This is a genomic window from Nonlabens antarcticus (assembly GCF_015356755.1).
Classification (GTDB): Bacteria; Bacteroidota; Bacteroidia; order Flavobacteriales; family Flavobacteriaceae; genus Nonlabens; species Nonlabens antarcticus.
In genome coordinates this window covers 611,697-630,447 of record NZ_JADFCO010000066.1, presented here as the reverse complement: position 1 = coordinate 630,447, position 18,751 = coordinate 611,697, and the positions used below count along the sequence as shown (strand labels likewise).

Here is an 18,751-nt window from a genome sequence, read left to right as displayed (position 1 = left end):
CCAATTAAACTTTAAGGTGCTATCATCGACTTAGTTTTAATCCAGTTTCCTATTATGAAAATCACTGTTCTATTGTTAGTACTTATCGCGATCACTTCCTGCAGGGATGGAGCAGAAAACAATCCAGCATTTGGAGCCTGGGAACATGTAGAATCTTTAAGTGACATAGGTGATGGCAACGCCACCTATCAAAAAGTGGACAGCGACAAAACTCTATTATTTACAGCCTATGGCACAGTAATCTCTAATAAAAATGTGTGCGTGGGTAATAACTATACTGATGCCACCGTAGCGACTTGGAATCCTGATGAAAATAGTTTTAACGCTGGTGATTGTATAGCGAGCTACGAACTAGATGAAGCGCAAGAAACACTTACCGTTTCCTATCAATGCATGGAAGCGTGCGGCGAGAAATACGTCCGTGCTAAATAAATTATGATCTGTTCATAATGTTGAAATGAGTTCTTCAACCGGTGTTTTATCGAATTTATTTATCCATAAATTTTAGTTTCTAAAATAGATAGCTGACTTTGTATTGTACTCTTTAATAAATAGCCGCGAGTTCTATAATGATGCTTAAAATCTAATGGCAACTAGTCCAGCGAAATTCACTTGAGATTATTTCAGCTCTCCTAATCGTATGATTTTTTTTACACAATTAAAACAAATAAGCTACTCTAATTAAACTATATAGATTTCACAACCTCAATTAAAGGTTTATACTATAATCTAGAAAAGGAAATGTCAATTGTGTTGCCAAAACTATTTATTCTGAAGACGCTACTGTAGATGATACCATTGAAACTAATATTTATAGATAGGTCATCAATGTTTATAACAAGACCATGAAAGTTATTCTTGCATAGATTAGTCCTTACGGTATTGTGCCGTTTTATTAAATACAGCGGTCAATATATCCATATCTACCTGTCCGAATAATATGCCGCGACGTTTCATGACAATCTCTGCAACCTCAAAGGCTTTAGATGGTTTATAAGTCATCATCCCTTGTTGTCCTCCCCAAGAAAAACTAGCCATAAAATTTCGAGGATACCCAGCACCATAAATGTTTGCACTCACGCCTATTAAGGTTCCTGTGTTGAACATCGTATTGATACCACATTTAGAATGATCTCCCATCATCAAGCCGCAAAACTGTAAGCCTGTGGACGCAAACCGTCCAGTTTCATAATTCCAGAGCTTGACTTCGGTATAATTATTTTTAAGGTTACTGGTATTGGTATCTGCTCCTATGTTGCACCACTCACCTAGAACGCTATTCCCAAGAAACCCTTCATGACCTTTATTAGAATACCCAAAAATAACGGAATTGTTTACCTCACCACCTATTTTTGAATGAGGACCAATAGTAGTCGGACCGTAAACTTTAGTCCCTAGTTTTGTCGCACTATACTCACACAATGCAAATCCACCACGAATCAGACTTCCCTCCATTACTTCTGCATTCTTTCCTATATAAATAGGACCAGTCGATGCATTTAAAATGGAAAATTGAACAATCGCGCCCTCTTCTAGAAATATATTCTCTGGATTTACGGTTTGAACACTATCAGGAATAGGCTGGCTTTTTCGTCCTTTGGTTATAAGATTGAAGTCCGCTTCAAGAGCTTTTCCGTTTTTTGAGAAAATGTCCCAGGTTTGGAAAACGCCATCTACTTCTTCTTCAGTAAAAAGTACTTGGGTCAATTCGATAGTAGGCGTATGGATTTTTTCTGCTCTGTAGGCGATGACGTGATTACCACCCATGAGCTTTTGACCCTTTTCTAGATTTAGAATTGCAGCAGCTAGTTTCTCTGTGGCAAAAATATGTCCTGCCACAACTAGATTATCTTCCGTTTCCTTGAGAGGGTATTTAGTTTGCAGATAATCTTCTGTCTGATAGCTTACTTTACGATCCAGCAGCTTTTCCCAGCGTTCTGCCATGGTTAGTATCCCGCAACGTACATGAGATGTGGGTCGCGTGTAGGTAAATGGCAATAATGGAGTATGTAGGTTGAAGTCGGCTAGAACGATGTTCATATATCAGATTTTGAATCAAAGGTCGGGAAAATGGTTTAAAATTAGATTGAGCTTGGAACCAATTATGAATGATTAATAAAACGATTTACTATTACTTACCTTTCAAATAAATAAGCGCCATGTTCAAAAATGATTTGTTTACCAAAAGTATTTTAGCTGTTATTGCATTAAATCTATCCGTAATAAGTGTATCTACTCTTTTTCCCGCTGCAGAACGTTCCGTGAACACCGCGTTCGTTCCTGTTAATGAAGATGGATCCATAACAGTAAGGCTTTCAAATACAGAAACCCTAGACGTTAATATTTCACGCATAAGCACCATGGATGAACTGGATGTCAATATTGAAGAAATAGGCGGAGGTTTTTTAAGTCACGGCGGTCCCATTCCTGTTGAAATCAAAAATTAATTGAAAAACATTTTCTACTCTATATGAAAAAATGGACTCCGCTCCTACTGACAGTTGGTTTGCTGTTGCTTCAAGTATTTAGTTATAGTTTATTGCGCGATTATCCAGAATTTGTAGAACGCTGGTACAGCACTGGTATTTACCCATATATAGGGCGTGCGATGCGCATGGGCCTAGGCTGGATTCCATTTTCCTTTGGGGATTTGCTTTATATAACCCTCATCCTTCTAGCACTGCGCTGGTTAATTGTTCATTTTAAGGAAGTTATTACGCTTTCGCGAAAGCGGTACACGCATCTATTCATTGCGCTCAACATCATTCTCGCATTTTTTCAATTTGCCTGGGGCTTTAATTATTACAGAGAGCCGCTTAATGAAATTTTGAACTTAGAATCTACTTATACTGATGAAGATCTACTTCAAGTTACTCGCCAGTTAGTGTTTACAGCTAACGAACTTCATTCCCAATTGCAGCAAAATGATTCTTTAAAAGTTCTTTTTACCAGACCACAATCTGAACTGTTTGAGTTAGCACCCACTGGATTTAAAAACCTGGGAGCTGTTTACCCATCTTTAGATTATGGACCTTCAAGTGTGAAAAAATCGCTGCTCACATTACCATTAACCTATATGGGATATAGTGGTTATTTAAATCCCTTGACGGGTGAGGCACAAACTAATGCGTATATCAACAATTACAAAACGCCGGTATTGATCTTGCATGAAATGTCACATCAGTTGGGTTTTGCAAAGGAGAATGAGGCCAATTTTATTGCCGTCCTCGCCGGGATGAATCACGAGGATCCTTATTTCCAGTATAGCGCAACGATTTTTGCTTTGGGTTACTGCCTCAATGACCTCTTCGAAAAACAGCCCGATCAATTAGCCTTGATACGTTCAGATATGAATTATGGGATTATTCTTAATTATCAAGAACTTAGGGATTTCTGGGCGCCTTATGAAGATAACGTGATTGAAAAGATTTCCCAAACTACTTATAATTCTTATCTCAAGGCAAATAATCAGCCAGATGGTATGCGCACCTATTCTTATGTCGTTGCGTTGCTGGTGAATCATTATAAATAAAAGTAGAACTCTGCATTAAAAAAGGAATTTGGAAGTTGGAAACTTAATTTTCTTGAGAGTTATAGCTAATAATATCTATCTAAATTTCTTTTCGTTTTCTATTGTCAAATATCTCTCATTGTTAATCGCTTTTAATTTTTGCGTTAGGGATTGTAGTGGAAATCCTTTTAAATTATGAGCAAATGAAGTGCGCTTATCATTTAAAAGATTGTAGCGTAAAGCCCGACCCTTGTGGTAACGCCCAAATTAATTATAGAAATGTAGTTTCTGTAATAATTCATCTTAGCTAGAGCAACTGCGAAAGTTTGAAGTAACGCCCAATTCACTACATTAATAGGTATTAAAGCCTATCTAAGTTCCTATAAAGCCCCTAAAATAAAAGCCTATTTCATATATTTAGAACTTAAACGAACCTATATATGAAAAAATTACTTTTTTCGCTCTTGGCGGCGACAGCTATTACGTCGCAAGCCCAAGAGTATTTCCCCAATAATGACGATATATCTGCCGTCAGTAAAGCTTCTAGAGCAATTACAAACGCAACTATTATCACCGCACCGGGAAAAATGATGAAAAACGCTTCTATTCTAATGAGGGATGGAAAAATTGTTGACATAGGAACTAATATCAAAATCCCGAAGGATGCTGTGATAGATGATGCTAGCGGTACTTTTATCTATCCTTCCTTTGTAGAAGCTTATGGCGATTTTGGTATGGAAAAACCTAAAAACACGTCCCGAGGCGGTCAGCAATATGATGAAGGCAGAAAAGGTTTTTACTGGAACGACCACATACGTTCAGAACAAAATGCGATCGATTTCTATTCTTATGACAGCAAGACCGCTGAGAAAATGATGGCTGCTGGTTATGGTGCCGTACAAACCCACTTACATGATGGGATTGCTCGCGGGACTGGAATGTTAGTGGCACTTAATAATAATGGTGACGACTCTGGTAGAATACTTAAAAATAAAAGCGGAGCATATTTCTCTTTTGATCGCAGTGATCAGACTAACCAGTCCTACCCTACTTCTCTTATGGGAATGTTAGCGCTATTGCGTCAGTCTCACTTTGATGCAGACTGGTATTCAAAGGGATATTCAAAAACGAAAGATAGATCCTTAGAAGCATTAAATGCTAATAAAAGCCTCACCCAGTTCTTTGAGGCTGGTGATAAGAAAAATGTACTGCGTGCTGATAAAATGGGTGATCGAGTTGGGAAACAATTCGTCATTATAGGTGGCGCTGATGCTTATGAAATGATGGATGATATTAAAGCTACCAACGCTCAACTTATTTTACCTCTAGATTTTGAAGATGCTTATGATGTTACAAACCCCTATCAGGAATGGTATGTAAACTTAAGCTCCATGCGTGACTGGAAGCAAGCGCCAGCAAACCCTATGTTATTAAGCAAGGCTGGAATTACCTATGCCATCACAACCCATGGTTTGAAATCTCCTAGCGAACTTGCTGCGAAGTTGAAACGTGCCATGGAATATGGACTGACTAAAGAACAAGCACTTGCAGCACTAACTACCATTCCAGCAAAAATGCTGGGCGCAGAATCTATGTTAGGTACTTTGGAAAAAGGTAAAGTGGCTAATTTCATTGTGACTTCTGGTGAGTTATTTGAAAAGGATACGGACATCTATGAAAACTGGGTTCAAGGATCTAAACATATGATTAAGGATCGCAGTGTAATTAATGCTGACGGTACTTATGTAACACAACTTGATGGAGATAAATACACGTTTGACATATCAGGCGATGCAAAAAAGGTGACCGTAAAACAAGACAGTACAAAATTAGGTAGCAAGATCGACCGCAATGGCGACTGGTTAACGATTACCACTTCTCAAAAAGATCCAGCTGATAAAGGGTACACGAGATGGACCATGATGTTAACCCCAGAAAACACTGCTATTACCGGAAAGGTTTATATGGCTAACGGATCAGAACGCAACTTTACGGCTACAAAAACAGATGCAGAAGTTAAAAAAGACGAGGACAAGAAAGACGGCGACGATAAAGAAGAGGATGATGAGATCACGGCAACTCCAGAAATGGGAAGCATGACCTATCCTAATGTAGCTTTTGGGTCTGCTCAAAAACCAAAAGCAGAAAACGTTCTGTATAAAAATGCAACAGTATGGACAAATGAAGCTGCGGGAATCGTTGAAAATACTGATGTCTTAGTGAAAAATGGTAAAATATTAAAAGTAGGCAAAGGCTTGAGTGCTGGCGGCGCCAGAGTAATTGATGCCAGTGGCATGCACCTAACCACTGGAATTATTGACGAGCATTCCCACATTGCTATTGATGGTGGTGTAAATGAGGCTGGACACAATTCTACTGCAGAGGTAACTATAGAAGATGTGGTTGATCATGAAGATATTAACATTTATCGAGATCTAGCCGGTGGAGTTACGACTTCCCAATTATTGCATGGTTCTGCAAATCCAATAGGTGGACGCAGTGCCATCATCAAATTGAAATGGGGCTATAAACCAGATGAAATGATTTACAGTGACTCTCCTAAATTTATCAAGTTTGCTCTAGGTGAAAACGTAAAGCAGTCCAGATACCAGAACGGTGTTCGTTTCCCACAAACGCGAATGGGCGTGGAACAAGTTTTTGAGGATTATTTCACAAGAGGTCAGGAATACGACAAGTCCAGAGGAACAAAAGATTTCCGATATGATGAGGAAATGGAAACGATTTCTGAGATATTGAAAGGCGAGCGTTACGTAACCTGTCATTCTTATGTACAGAGCGAGATCAACATGATGATGGAAGTAGCAGAACGTTACGGATTTGTCCTGAATACGTTTACCCATATTTTAGAAGGTTACAAAGTAGCTGATAAAATGGCGGAGCACGGTGCTGGAGGTTCTACCTTCTCTGACTGGTGGGCTTATAAATATGAAGTGTTAGATGCTATTCCTTATAACGGTGCTATTATGCATTCTCAAGGCGTTGTAACTGCTTTTAATAGTGATGATGCAGAAATGTCCAGACGTTTAAATCAAGAAGCGGCCAAAGCGGTTAAATATGGTAATTTAAGTGAGGAAGAAGCCTGGAAGTTTGTAACTCTTAATCCAGCAAAACTTTTGCACATTGACAATCGCGTGGGAAGTATCAAAGAAGGAAAAGATGCGGATCTTGTTTTATGGAACGCAAATCCTTTAGACATAACGGCCAAGCCACAAATCACAATGATTGAAGGTGCTGTTTTCTTTGATATAGAAAAAGATGCCCGCATGAGAGCTGAAGTTAAAAAAGAACGCCAACAACTTTCAAACGAGATGATCATGGCAAAAAATAAAGGTTTGAAAACTCAATCGCCAAAGCAGGATACAAAGACGCTTTATGATTGTGACACCATAGAATGGTAATGACCAAAAAACAATTTCAAATCTCAAATCTCAAAAAGCAAATCTCAAATTTTGACTTTAGAATAAGTAAGCGAGAGCGCATTTTGAGAACAAAAATTAAGATATCAAATAATATGAAAAACATAATATATTTAGCAAGTCTGTTTCTAGGCCTTACGGCTTTTGGGCAGCAAATGCCAGCTGCTGAAGAGTCTCAACCCATTAGAATAATGAATGGAACAGCTCATTTAGGCAACGGTGAAGTCATAGAAAATTCTGTGATAGAAATAGATGGTGGGAAAATCACACTTATTGCAGATGCAACTATTATTAAATTAAAAGCTCCTACAGGGGAGGTTATTGATGCTAGTGGAAAGCACATCTATCCTGGGTTTATCGCAGCAAATACCACCTTAGGTTTGGTAGAAATCGATGCTGTGGGTGCCAGTGATGATGAGGACGAGATTGGAACATTTAATCCGCATATACGCAGCATTATTGCTTACAATGCAGAAAGTCGCGTGGTAGAAACTATGCGACCTAATGGTGTTTTACTTGCACAAATCACTCCTCGTGGTGGTCGTATTTCTGGTCAATCCAGCGTGGTACAGATGGATGCTTGGAATTGGGAAGATGCAGCGGTACGCATGGATGATGGAATCCACGTGAACTGGCCGCGCAGCTTCAGCCGTTCTGGTACTTGGCCGGACCTCGGCCCTATTGCGCCCAGTGATGATTATGATAAGGAAGTTGAAGAATTACAAGTGTTTTTGAACCATGGCAAGGCTTATAAATCAAATGACAATCCAGAGAAGAAAGATTTGAAGATGGAATCTTTGAAAACCGTTTTGAATGGAACTTCTAAAATGTACGTCCATGTTTCTGGAGAAAAAGCAATTCTTGATGTGCTCGCTTTCGCGAAAGCGAACAACCTTACTAAAAACCTGGTTCTAGTAGGAGCTCAAGGTGGCGAAACCATTGCTACAACCATTGCAGCTGCTGGAGTTCCAGTACTTGCTGGACGAGTTCATGATCTACCATCGAGAGAGGATGAGGATTACGACATGCCCTACAAGTTTCCAAAGCTTCTAGCTGATGCTGGCGTGATGGTAGCTCTAGAAAATAGCGGCAGCATGGAACGTCATCAAGTACGTAACTTGCCTTTCTATGCTGGAACCGTTTCTGGTTTTGATATAGATGTGGAAAAAGCATTAATGATGATTACTTTAAATCCTGCTAAAATTTTGGGGATCGATAAAGATTACGGTTCCTTAGAAAAAGGTAAAAGCGCCACTCTTTTCATCTCTGAGGGCAACGCGCTAGATATGCGAACTAATAAGCTGAGTCGTGCTTTTATTGATGGACGTGACATCTCGTTAGGCACACGTCAGAAAGATCTTTACGAGCGTTACATGGATAAGTACGAGCGTCAGGACTAAGCGCTATAACAATTTTCACATTTTGCCACAAAGCCGATTCTAATTAGAATCGGCTTTTTTTATGGGTAACCTCATATGTCTATTTGGGTAGATTTGAAGATGCTAGTTATGATGTAACGATTAGCAAAATACATTATCGTTACTCTCATTACTTCAAAATGATTCCGTTCCCATTAATAAATACATCAAGAGCGCGAGAATATTATGTTGATCCTTAAATTCTTTACTCCAATTTTACCCTATACGAATAGACTCTACGGTAAGAGCTTTGCTGCTCAAATACTTTAATCACAATGATACATCAGTATTAAAACGGAGAATAGACTCAAAGTTTATTGATAATTCTGGCTTGATTTTTTACTGGTATTATTATTCAACTGAAAGCGGTAAAGTTTTGTATTTACTTATGTAAAAATTTGTCCTAATGTCAATCTAAGGTTGTATCTCTAAGGTTTCGAAAGTGGGTTTTGTTTTAAAAATTTACTGCACTCGATTCTAAAACTAACAAAGATGAACTTTACGTAAAACGAATTATATAATAATAATCTGCATTGATCTACTTGACTTTACGTTATCTCAAAGAACCTAGATACTGCTCTTACTATCGAGAGTTTACTATTCATATTCTATTCATTCTGTGAAACCAATTCTAATTGAACAAAAAAAGCAGGCCTAGCGGCCTGCTTTCAAATTAAACTCAGTAATTTATATTATTTCTCTGGATTCAGAATCATGTCGATTCTAGCTAATAGATCATCGTAATGAAAACGTGTTACGGTATCCCTAGAACCTCGCATGGAGCTGCGCAGTTGGCTTTGAAGTGATTTAAGCTGCCCGCGAACTATTGATCGCACATCGCTTTGACTTACATCATAATAATCGCCTCCACGACCACGTTGCAATTCTCCGGTCATTAAGTAACTCAAACGATCCACGTATGCGCGTTGTAAATCACGTTCGTAAATATCAAGCGTACTGGCTTTACCATTGAATAACCCTTTTTGCACATCACTGAATAAATCTATGGCGCTATAGTAATCAGTGCTCACTGTTTCGGCATTCAACAATCTACCGATGCGATCAAAACTTAGAACATTATTCAAATGACGTTCTTGAGTAGAACGCATCGTTTCAAAATATCCTGCATAGTCAATGTTCTGTAAGATATTTTTATCGATCAACCATTTTGGAGTATCAAAGACATTCTTGTTAAGCCATTCTACTGATTCTTTCTGAGTGTCTTTGTCAATGTTAGAATAGACAACACCTGATTGCTCTGGCTTCTTAAGATCTTCTTTAACACCGCCCACATTACTAATTACGTGACCTACATAACGACTGTAAACTCCCAACATTTCACCATATAACTCTTCTAAATCATCGTAATCATTAGTCTTATCAGAAGTCCATTTTGTTAGGTTATTAGCAACATACTTTAAATTTTTAATTCCGTAAGAGCTAGCTCGTACTGGATCATTTCCTATAGCTTCCGTCTGTGACTGCGGATCAAAACTGCTGCTCTGACGCCCATATTTGAAACGAGGATCGTCTGCTTTTTCAAGAATCCATTTGTTTAAAGTTGAGACTTCATCTTCAGGTGTTGCTGCGTTAGGAATCACACGGTATCCCCAGTTGGTCGCATAATGATCATAAGGACCCATTTGACGAACAAAGCGAATATTCTCATCTCCAGGTTGTGCTATATAATTGTAGCGTGCATAATCCATGAGACTTGCAGCAATACCATTTTCTTGTGTAAAATCACCATCTCTATAATTTTCTACTTCATAAGCGTAACTAGCAGCCATGTTGTGTGGAAAACCTAGTGCGTGACCTATCTCATGAGCAATTACCTGACGCATCATTTCTCCTATTTCTTCTGGTTTTGTATCTAGTGTTCTAGCACTAGGATTTGCAGCACCAGTTTCTAATAAATAACGGTTTCTATAGGATCTCAAATGGTTGTGATACCAGATAATATCACTCTCAATAATTTCTCCAGATCTGGGGTCGCTTACGCTAGGCCCAACCGCATTTCTAGTAGTACTTGCCACATAACGTACAACGGAATACCTGATGTCTTCTGGACTAAATTCAGGATCCTCTTCCATTGTTGGAGCATCTTTAGCAATGATGGCATTTTTAAAACCGGCCGTTTCAAATGGTCCTTGCCAGTCTTCTATTCCTTGTTTAATATATTCTTTTAGATTTTCTGGTGTTCCAGGGTCGATATAATAAACAATTGGTTTGATGGGCTCTACCAATTCTCCCCTAGCATTGGCTTCTGGATCTTTTGGCTCAAGTTTCCAACGGCGGATGTATGTTTTTTGATCTGCTTTTAAAGCTGCACTAGCATAATCAATCTGACCTACCGTAAAAAAGCCCACTCTAGGATCATTCAATCGCGGCTCCATTGGAACTGCTGGCAGCAAGATCATGGACTGATTCATTTGTAAACTTATAGAACCTACTGATCCATTGGAAGGTGGCTCAGACGCATTATACGTGAAGTCTTGTTTCACTTCTATATTTTCTGGAAAGCTTTTCATGGAATTGATAAAGCTGCGATCGCTATCAAGGTTGCGAACTTTATAAGAGGAACGAAGACCAGAACTTAAACCACTCAAGGCTGGAATATCTGAACTAAAGAATTTAGTCACATCAATAACAGTTCCCGTAGAATCTGGGTTTACAGCGAGTATGTCAAACGCATATAGTGTAGGCTCGTAATTATTTACCTTAACTGAATTTCCAATGGCTGCTGTGGAATCTAATGCAACTTCAGAATACGACTTGACTTTTAATAATATTTTATCTTGAAAGCGCTCCCAAGCGACCACTTGCTCATTTGTTTTACTTCCGGCATTCAAGTAGCCACCACCTAAGTTTGATGGGATTTGAGAAATACGACTTACCAACAACATATCCTTTTTCAAGACGATGTTGGGAATTTCATAAAAATATTTGTCGTCGATCTTATGAACCTTGAAAAGTCCTTCATCAGTAATGGCCTCTTTGGTAATTACTTTATCGTAAGATTTCATCCCGGATTCCTTATCCTTTGATTTAGCGGACTCAGACTTAGATGAGGAAGCAACTGATTTATTGGATTTACAACCTGAAAAAGCCAGTGTACCAGAGAGAATTGTAGCTAGAATAATTTTTTTATACATAGGAAATTTTTGAATGCACTAAGTTAATGATTTGATATAGAAATAAAAGCCCTAACCATTAGTATCTTGTCATTCTAACAGCATTCTCATGAAGTTTGAAATTACAAATGAAATATCCGTCTACAATGGATTTTTAAAAATCCTGAAGGCAAACGTGAGTCATGAGTCTTTCAAAGGGAAACAATCCATAGACGCTAGTCGTGAATGTATGGAGCGCGGTGACTCCGTAGCTGTTTTGATTTATGAAATAGATACGGATTCCTTTATTTTTACGAGACAGTTCCGTTATCCCAGTGCACGCAGGAATCAGCCGTGGATGCTGGAATTAGTAGCAGGTTCTATTGATCAGAATGAAATGGCTGAAATCAGTGCAAGTCGCGAGGTTCTAGAAGAAATAGGCTATGAGGTACAGGATCTTCAAAAAATCGCCACATATTTCCCATCGCCTGGTGGCTCTTCAGAACAAATTCATTTGTTCTACACCGCTGTTAATTCCTCCCAGCAAGTCAATGCAGGAGGCGGTAATAAAGAAGAAAAAGAGGATATTGAAATCGTAAAAATTCCACGACAACAAACAAAGCAAATGCTGCTAGAAAACGAATTTAATAACAGTATCAGTTTGATAGGTCTGCAGTGGTTCTTTTTAAATGAAAACCAATAATCTTCAACCCTAGAGATCTCACTAGAAACGATGAAAGCATTTACGTTTCATTTTAATGATACAAACTGAACATAAAATCCCGCAAGAATTATAAATGTCAGTACAAACCAGCAATAATAAATAGTGATAAAATGTATTTTCTATAAGTAACCCAAATACAAGAAGGTAGCTGCAATGGTATCAAAAGCGGCATGACAGAATATTCCAAACCATAAATTCCGCTTATAATAAATTATAAGAGCATGATAACCAGCTCCCGCAATCAAGGCATTAATGGCACCCACCATACCTAGTTGTAGGTGGTATAAACTAAATAAAATACTGGTGATAAGAAATCCAGCTAGCGTAGCATATTTTCCCGGAAGCATCTTTTCTAATCGGGTAAAAATAAATCCATGGAAGACAATTTCTTCATACAATCCACCTACCACCCATCCCATTACTAAAATAAAAATATAAAGTTCAGCATTTCCTCTTATGCGTTCATACAACGCATTACCTACATCTTCAAATTCTACAACTTGTTCCAAAACTGGAAAAAATGCATACTGTAAAAAACAAAAAATAAGTATGGCTGTTGAAACTCCAACCCAGATAGGTTTGAAACGGAAAGATTTAAATCTAAACCCTATATTTGAAAAGCTATCACCTTGATATTTCAAACAGAGCCAAACTAGAATAAATACAGGAAAACAATACCCAAACGGAAACAGAATCCATCCAGTGTACGGCAGGATTATAGCAATTCCTATCGCAGCTATATTTAATAGAATGCTCCTCAATTTCATGTTTTGCAGTTAAGCAAAACTAGTACTTATTCACCACTACGGTTTTAATGTTTACAAACTCGTGGATTCCAAATCTAGAAAGTTCTCTTCCGTATCCTGATATCCCGGTACCTCCAAAAGGAAGGTTGGGGTGACTGGAAACCTTTTCATTAATGAAAACGGCTCCATCATCAAAATGTGAAACCATTTTTTCTAAACGATCAGTATCCTTGGAAAATAAACTTACTCCCAGCCCAAAAGGTGATTCATTAACCAGTTCAATGGCTTCAGCTTCCGTTTTAAAAAGAGTCACAGATAATAATGGGCCAAAAGTTTCTTCCTTAAAAACAGGCATTTCGCGAGTAACTTCGGTTAAAATAGTTGGTTCGAAATATGCTCCAGAGCGCTTGCCTCCAAAATGAAGTTTGGCACCCATCTTTAGAGATTTATGCATTGCTTCTTCAAGTTCTATGGCTAGATCTTCTCGAGCCATTACCCCTATATAAGTATTTTCATCAAGAGGATCACCTGATTTGAGTTGGCTAGCCTTTTCAGTCAATCTGCTTAAAAACTCCGCAGCAACTTCCTCTTGAAGTAACAATCGTTTTCCGGCAATACAGCTTTGACCTGTATTTTGATAACGAGCGCTTAAACAAGTATCTACGGCAGCGTCAACATCAACATCTTCAAAAACAACAAGTGCATTACTCCCACCCAACTCAAGTACAGATTTTTTAATTTCGGCACCAGCGGTGGAGGCAACAGCACTACCTGCGGGTTTTGAACCGGTGAGTGTAACGGCTTTTACTATAGGATTTTTAATGATATCTTCAACTGCATCGCTGCTTGCAATCAAGTTTGTAAAACAGCCTTCTGGAAAACCTGCCTCTCTGAATAGCTCTTCAAGTTGTTGTGCACAACCCATGACACTACTTGCATGTTTTAAAACACCCACATTTCCAGCCATCAAACTAGGAACAATAAACCTCATGACCTGCCATAATGGATAATTCCACGGCATGACGGCTAGAACCACTCCTATAGGCTCATATTTTACATAAGACTTATGGTAGTCCGTTTCAAAAGACTCTGGTTTTAGAAAGTCAAGTGCTTTGTCTGAATAATAATCACATAACCAGGCACATTTCTCAACTTCTCCCTTTCCCTGACTAATAGGTTTACCCATTTCTAATGCCATCTGTTGGGCAAATTTCATGGGATCCTTTCGTAATAATGTAGCGACGTTTTTAATGAGTTGACCTCTAAAATCCATTTCTGTTTTGCGCCATTCCTTAAAAGCGACATCGGCTATTTTTAGCTTCTTAGTAATTACAGCTGTAGTATCTTCCTCGTAAGTTTTTAACTTGTTGCCAGTATATGGATTTGTTGTAGTGATCATTTTTATTTTAAATATACAACGTGCCGGTCACCACAATGTCAGCCTTTGCAATGGTTTAACTAATCCTGATGTTGATAAGGTTGTGGAGAAAGTTCGCTTTCGCGAAAGCGAAAAAACCCCCTTCATCATTACATTTAAGAAAAGTCACACCATGGAAAATAGAGATGAAAATATTGTTGCGCTGCGACCTGAAATCCCAAATGCTAAAGTCAACGATAACATGAGTGCAGACGAGCATTTCCAAAATCAAACTTTACGCCCTATTGCAAAATTACAGCACGATCTACTAGTAGCTGTATTTCATAATTATATAAAAAAGCATAAAAATGTATTTTATGGTTTGACATTGATAAAAAGAACCGATTACATTGAAAATGCCGTCAATAGAGATCAAAAATTTAGGAACAGTCTGAAAGGAATTATAATGGGAATGTTTACCATTCAAGAATACCAATTATATATTTCAAATTCTAGCGCGCTCAATAAACGTATGATGAATATTGTGCGGGAGCGATTGCTAAGCAGTATCCAGCTTTTTGACCGCCCTGCTGCTGAAATGTAAAGAATGCTAAAATTTAATTAAGCTAACGATAAGTAGAATCACAGCCTTGTATATTTAACTTCATAAAACCAAGCTATGAAAGATTTGAAAATTGCGGCGGTTGCTGCTTGTAAAAAAGAGATTAAGGAACGGATTGATGTTCACCAGGCAAAACTAGATGAGATTAATGAGAGTATTGAATCGAACGAAACAAAACACGGCTATGAAAATGATGATAGTCATGGTGAACTCCTAGGTGATTTTGAACGATATGCACAGTTGAGGGAAGAGCATGAAGATATGTTGGTGGAGTTTAGAAACATTGATTTTCACGGTGGTAAAAGTACGGTTCAAGAAGGTGCCCTAGTGGTAATTGAAGATAAGGTGGTCCTTATTAGCGTTCCTATGGGTGAGCTTTCACTATTAAATGATACTAAAAAGGTTTATGCCATTTCTAGGGAAGCGCCTATTTTCAAGGTGATGAAGGGTCTTAAAGGAGGCGATACATTCACGTTTAATGAAAAGGAGCAAAAAATCTTAGAGGTTTATTAAAACAAACTTTAGCGCGTAAAAAAACCTGCCAGTTGGCAGGTTTTTTGTTTTTCGAATCAAATGTGATTTATTGTACAATTAACTTACGAGTAGAAGAAACGTTGCCATCTCCTATTTTAACAAGATACATACCACTAGAAAGACCAGATATATCAACGCTTTGATTGAAGTTTCCAGTGTTGTCAAATTTCTTTTGAATTACTTGTTGCCCTATGGTGTTATATACTTCAACATGCACAGTATCACCATTGATACCTGAACTAAAAGTAATATTAAACTGCTCGTTTGCAGGATTTGGGAAAATGGTTAAGGATTCTATCTGATCAGATCTTGAAGATGCTGTTTTGGGAGTAGCCCCATTAACCAAAAATGAGTACTCTTGCGTTCCTACCAATGTTCCTTTATGTGAGATATCAACGGTATAATCTCCCGATGGTGCGGTGATTTTAATTATTTCAATGTTATCTACATCATTGACTCCTGTAGTTGCAGCTGCTTGTGGGTTTTCAACATCTAGTTTATATGGAAAAAATTCAGTTCCATCAGCGGATGTTACCTTGATGTCTAGATCGTTCACTAATATTGGAGTAGGATCGTCTTCTATTGGGGTTGAATTATCTTCCTCATCACCAGGATAAGCCCCAACTCTATCTGTCCAAGATAAAGTAAAGGTTAATAAGTCTGCAGACTGAGTTGAAAATGAAGCTTGATAATTTTCTCCACTAGATAATATCTTTTCCTCGATCACACTAGACTGGTTATTTGCTAGAATCATTTTTGCCGCAGCTTCTACGTTTAAAACACCCCAGCCAAAACGATAATCTGGACCATCAGTTGTACCTGACTCATTAGTTGTCATTAATGCAATACCTTTAAGACTAGCTGATTTCATGAAACTACCTTCTCTCTCGTTATAAAGCTGTTGTAAAAGCATTAATCCACCGGTAACCATAGGTGACGACATTGAAGTACCGCTAAGTGTGGACGTTGCATCATCTGAGGCTGAACCTAAACTTTTCACGCCTACTCCTTTTGCAACAATATCCGGTTTAATTCTACCATCATCGGTAGGACCCCACGAACTAAAATCTGACATTACGACATCTTCTGGTTTAGTATAATTAAAAAAGCCTTTTATAGCTCCTACGGTCATTACATTTTTAGAAAGCGTCCGGTCTGTCAAATAATCATATCCTCTATCCGGAAAATTGAAACCAGAATCACGATCATTACCTGCACTTACAACTGGCAAATAAAACTTGAACTCATTTGTAATTAAATCAAAAAATGAAGCTTGTTGATCATATCTTCCAAATACAATAACAGGTGTGTTTTCATCAACCAGTCTACCATAGCTGTGATTTGATAATATCATACCTCCCAACGCCTCATTGTACATTTCATTAGCATCATTATCAAACTTATATGAAATTAAGGAACCTTGTGGTGCCATACCTTCTAATAACCTACTTAATCCCTTGCTGATAATTGTCCCACCTACATGAGTTGCATGATTTTCTAATTCCTTGTCAGCCTCCCCATAAGTAACTCTTCCTATCACCTCTTCATGGGTTTTTCTGGTATAGCCACCATCCCATATGCCGGCTGTAATTCCTTGTCCTTCTAGATTTAATCCTAAACTTCCTCCTTCACGTACATGATTGATGCCTATTGTTCTAGCTCCTGTAAAATTTGTAGGCACAATAAACACTGGATTTCCATTCCTGTCTAAACGTTCTAGCCAAACATTGGCATCGTTCATTAAACTTGATTTAGCAACGATAGGGTGCAAGTTTAAATAGGTCCTCACTTCATTTTGATTCTTTACTCGCTGCTGTTCTAATAAAGATTTCAGAACTTGTGTACCAGTATCATCGTTATTTGCGATAATCTGCTGACGTTCTGATGCCGTTTGAGCATATAGCTGATTTGAAAAAATAAAAGCAGCTACGGCTATGAGTAAATTTTTAAGCATAATTTTCTTTAAAAAATGACTGAATTTGTTAATAAGTATGTTGCTAGGTCAATATTATTAAAAATATCTTTGCATGCTACTTAATATGTCGCAATTTAGAGCATTATTTACAAAATTTGTGCCGTAAGCTTGGTTTTCAATAGGTTGCGGTTAATCATAAAATTAAAGAATGAAGTTTATAGTTTCAAGTTCATACCTTCAAAAAAATCTTCAGCTTTCAGGTGGTGTGATCAATAATAACAACACATTGCCGATCTTAGACAACTTTCTTTTCGATCTAGTTGGGAATGAACTTAAGGTTTCTGCATCAGACATGGAAACCACCATAATAACACGTCTCGAGGTGGAAAGTCAGGATGATGGTCATATTGCCATTCCTGCAAGACTTCTTCTAGATACCTTAAAAACATTCCCTGAGCAGCCCTTAACTTTTCATTCAGAGGGAACGATGATGACTGTTAGCCACGATAAGGGTAAATCAGAGATTGCTTGTGCACCGGCAGAAGAATTCCCAAAAGCGGTAAATATTGAAGACCCTAGCAATACTTCTATTATGGGAGATACACTTGCTACAGCGATTAACAAAACAATATTTGCTGCTGGAAACGATGATTTACGTCCAGTAATGAGTGGTGTTTACTTTCAGTTTGCAAGTGATGGATTAACGTTTGTTGCAACTGATGCTCACAAACTAGTACGTTATAGAAGGGAAGATATTGCAGCAAATGAAACGGCTGAATTTATTATGCCTAAAAAACCTTTGAATCTGTTGAAATCAATTCTTCAAGGAAGCGAGTCTGAAGTGTTGGTAGAATATAATGATAGCAATGCTCAGTTTACATTTGAGAATACAACTATTATCTGTCGTTTGATTGATGGGAAGTATCCTAATTATGAAGCTGTAATACCTAAAGAGAATCCTAACAAACTAACCATATCAAGAACGCAATTCTTGAACAGTGTTAGACGAGTTAGTATTTTCTCTAATAAAACAACACACCAGATCCGTTTGAAAATGGCTGGAGCAGAATTGAATATCTCTGCAGAGGATCTAGATTACAGTAATAAGGCAGATGAAAGATTGACTTGCGATTATCAAGGTGATGATATGCAGATAGGTTTCAATAGTCGCTTCTTAATAGAGATGTTAAATAACCTAACATGTGACCATGTTTCTCTTGAAATGTCCCTTCCCAACCGTGCAGGCATTTTGACACCTGTGGACGGTCTTGATGAAGGTGAGAACGTTACTATGCTGGTGATGCCGGTAATGCTCAACCAGTAAATTATAAATAGATAAATAACTTAAAATGCCCGTTCAGAAATTCTGAACGG

General features: G+C 38.0%; 14 protein-coding genes. 9 read left to right on the top strand and 5 right to left on the bottom strand.

Going from position 1 to position 18,751, the window contains the following annotated elements; translation table 11 throughout:
- Positions 1–54: 54 nt before the first annotated feature.
- The gene (locus IQ282_RS13835) at positions 55–432 is read left to right on the top strand and encodes a hypothetical protein (protein WP_194852462.1); all 378 of its coding nucleotides are present in this window, start codon (positions 55–57) and stop codon (positions 430–432) included.
- 435 nt (positions 433–867) lie between these two features.
- On the opposite strand, the gene IQ282_RS13830 is transcribed toward IQ282_RS13835, so the two are convergent.
- Positions 868–2,040 (bottom strand): GlmU family protein, encoded by a 1,173-nt coding sequence (locus tag IQ282_RS13830; RefSeq protein WP_194852461.1) that lies wholly within the window; start codon positions 2,038–2,040, stop codon positions 868–870.
- A 119-nt stretch (positions 2,041–2,159) separates the two neighbouring features.
- Here IQ282_RS13830 and IQ282_RS13825 point away from each other — a divergent pair, with 119 nt between their 5' ends.
- The 4 genes from IQ282_RS13825 to IQ282_RS13810 all read left to right on the top strand — a co-directional run bounded on the left by IQ282_RS13825 (position 2,160) and on the right by IQ282_RS13810 (position 8,348).
- A complete protein-coding gene (locus IQ282_RS13825; protein WP_194852460.1) occupies positions 2,160–2,447 on the top strand; it encodes a hypothetical protein in 288 nt (95 codons plus the stop codon).
- Between the two features lie 23 nt (positions 2,448–2,470).
- Positions 2,471–3,532: a DUF3810 domain-containing protein gene (locus tag IQ282_RS13820; protein ID WP_194852459.1), complete on the top strand. Its 1,062-nt coding sequence runs from the start codon at positions 2,471–2,473 to the stop codon at positions 3,530–3,532.
- A gap of 419 nt (positions 3,533–3,951) precedes the next feature.
- Positions 3,952–6,930 carry an amidohydrolase family protein gene (locus IQ282_RS13815; protein ID WP_194852458.1) on the top strand — a complete coding sequence of 993 codons (2,979 nt, stop codon included), beginning with the start codon at positions 3,952–3,954 and terminating at the stop codon, positions 6,928–6,930.
- Positions 6,931–7,043: 113 nt separating this feature from the next.
- Positions 7,044–8,348 carry an amidohydrolase family protein gene (locus tag IQ282_RS13810; RefSeq protein ID WP_194852457.1) on the top strand — a complete coding sequence of 435 codons (1,305 nt, stop codon included), beginning with the start codon at positions 7,044–7,046 and terminating at the stop codon, positions 8,346–8,348.
- 710 nt (positions 8,349–9,058) lie between these two features.
- On the opposite strand, the gene IQ282_RS13805 is transcribed toward IQ282_RS13810, so the two are convergent.
- Complete coding sequence (locus IQ282_RS13805; RefSeq protein WP_194852456.1) at positions 9,059–11,521, bottom strand: zinc-dependent metalloprotease; 2,463 nt, start codon at positions 11,519–11,521, stop codon at positions 9,059–9,061.
- An 88-nt stretch (positions 11,522–11,609) separates the two neighbouring features.
- Here IQ282_RS13805 and IQ282_RS13800 point away from each other — a divergent pair, with 88 nt between their 5' ends.
- Positions 11,610–12,182 (top strand): NUDIX domain-containing protein, encoded by a 573-nt coding sequence (locus IQ282_RS13800; protein WP_194852455.1) that lies wholly within the window; start codon positions 11,610–11,612, stop codon positions 12,180–12,182.
- A gap of 140 nt (positions 12,183–12,322) precedes the next feature.
- On the opposite strand, the gene IQ282_RS13795 is transcribed toward IQ282_RS13800, so the two are convergent.
- A complete protein-coding gene (locus tag IQ282_RS13795) occupies positions 12,323–12,970 on the bottom strand; it encodes a CPBP family intramembrane glutamic endopeptidase (protein ID WP_194852454.1) in 648 nt (215 codons plus the stop codon).
- A gap of 19 nt (positions 12,971–12,989) precedes the next feature.
- Positions 12,990–14,348, bottom strand: coding sequence for an NAD-dependent succinate-semialdehyde dehydrogenase (locus IQ282_RS13790; protein WP_194852453.1), 1,359 nt, complete (start codon positions 14,346–14,348; stop codon positions 12,990–12,992).
- Here IQ282_RS13790 and IQ282_RS13785 point away from each other — a divergent pair.
- Entirely contained in the window at positions 14,341–14,910 is a 570-nt protein-coding gene (locus IQ282_RS13785) for a glyoxalase (RefSeq protein WP_394355205.1), read from the top strand. The genes IQ282_RS13790 and IQ282_RS13785 overlap by 8 nt on opposite strands.
- Before the next feature lie 75 nt (positions 14,911–14,985).
- The gene (locus IQ282_RS13780; RefSeq protein WP_194852452.1) at positions 14,986–15,441 is read left to right on the top strand and encodes a hypothetical protein; all 456 of its coding nucleotides are present in this window, start codon (positions 14,986–14,988) and stop codon (positions 15,439–15,441) included.
- 67 nt (positions 15,442–15,508) lie between these two features.
- Here the strand turns inward: IQ282_RS13780 and IQ282_RS13775 are convergent, their stop codons facing one another.
- Complete coding sequence (locus IQ282_RS13775) at positions 15,509–17,416, bottom strand: S8 family serine peptidase (protein ID WP_194852451.1); 1,908 nt, start codon at positions 17,414–17,416, stop codon at positions 15,509–15,511.
- A gap of 169 nt (positions 17,417–17,585) precedes the next feature.
- On the opposite strand from IQ282_RS13775, the gene dnaN reads away from it, so the two are divergent.
- Complete coding sequence (dnaN, locus tag IQ282_RS13770) at positions 17,586–18,701, top strand: DNA polymerase III subunit beta (protein WP_194852450.1); 1,116 nt, start codon at positions 17,586–17,588, stop codon at positions 18,699–18,701.
- Positions 18,702–18,751: the final 50 nt, after the last annotated feature.

Coding starts and splice junctions, on each gene's coding strand:
- IQ282_RS13835 (WP_194852462.1), top strand. CDS start 55: ATGAAAATCACTGTTCTATTGTTAGTACTTATCGCGATCACTTCCTGC.
- IQ282_RS13830 (WP_194852461.1), bottom strand. CDS start 2,040: ATGAACATCGTTCTAGCCGACTTCAACCTACATACTCCATTATTGCCA.
- IQ282_RS13825 (WP_194852460.1), top strand. CDS start 2,160: ATGTTCAAAAATGATTTGTTTACCAAAAGTATTTTAGCTGTTATTGCA.
- IQ282_RS13820 (WP_194852459.1), top strand. CDS start 2,471: ATGAAAAAATGGACTCCGCTCCTACTGACAGTTGGTTTGCTGTTGCTT.
- IQ282_RS13815 (WP_194852458.1), top strand. CDS start 3,952: ATGAAAAAATTACTTTTTTCGCTCTTGGCGGCGACAGCTATTACGTCG.
- IQ282_RS13810 (WP_194852457.1), top strand. CDS start 7,044: ATGAAAAACATAATATATTTAGCAAGTCTGTTTCTAGGCCTTACGGCT.
- IQ282_RS13805 (WP_194852456.1), bottom strand. CDS start 11,521: ATGTATAAAAAAATTATTCTAGCTACAATTCTCTCTGGTACACTGGCT.
- IQ282_RS13800 (WP_194852455.1), top strand. CDS start 11,610: ATGAAGTTTGAAATTACAAATGAAATATCCGTCTACAATGGATTTTTA.
- IQ282_RS13795 (WP_194852454.1), bottom strand. CDS start 12,970: ATGAAATTGAGGAGCATTCTATTAAATATAGCTGCGATAGGAATTGCT.
- IQ282_RS13790 (WP_194852453.1), bottom strand. CDS start 14,348: ATGATCACTACAACAAATCCATATACTGGCAACAAGTTAAAAACTTAC.
- IQ282_RS13780 (WP_194852452.1), top strand. CDS start 14,986: ATGAAAGATTTGAAAATTGCGGCGGTTGCTGCTTGTAAAAAAGAGATT.
- IQ282_RS13775 (WP_194852451.1), bottom strand. CDS start 17,416: ATGCTTAAAAATTTACTCATAGCCGTAGCTGCTTTTATTTTTTCAAAT.
- dnaN (WP_194852450.1), top strand. CDS start 17,586: ATGAAGTTTATAGTTTCAAGTTCATACCTTCAAAAAAATCTTCAGCTT.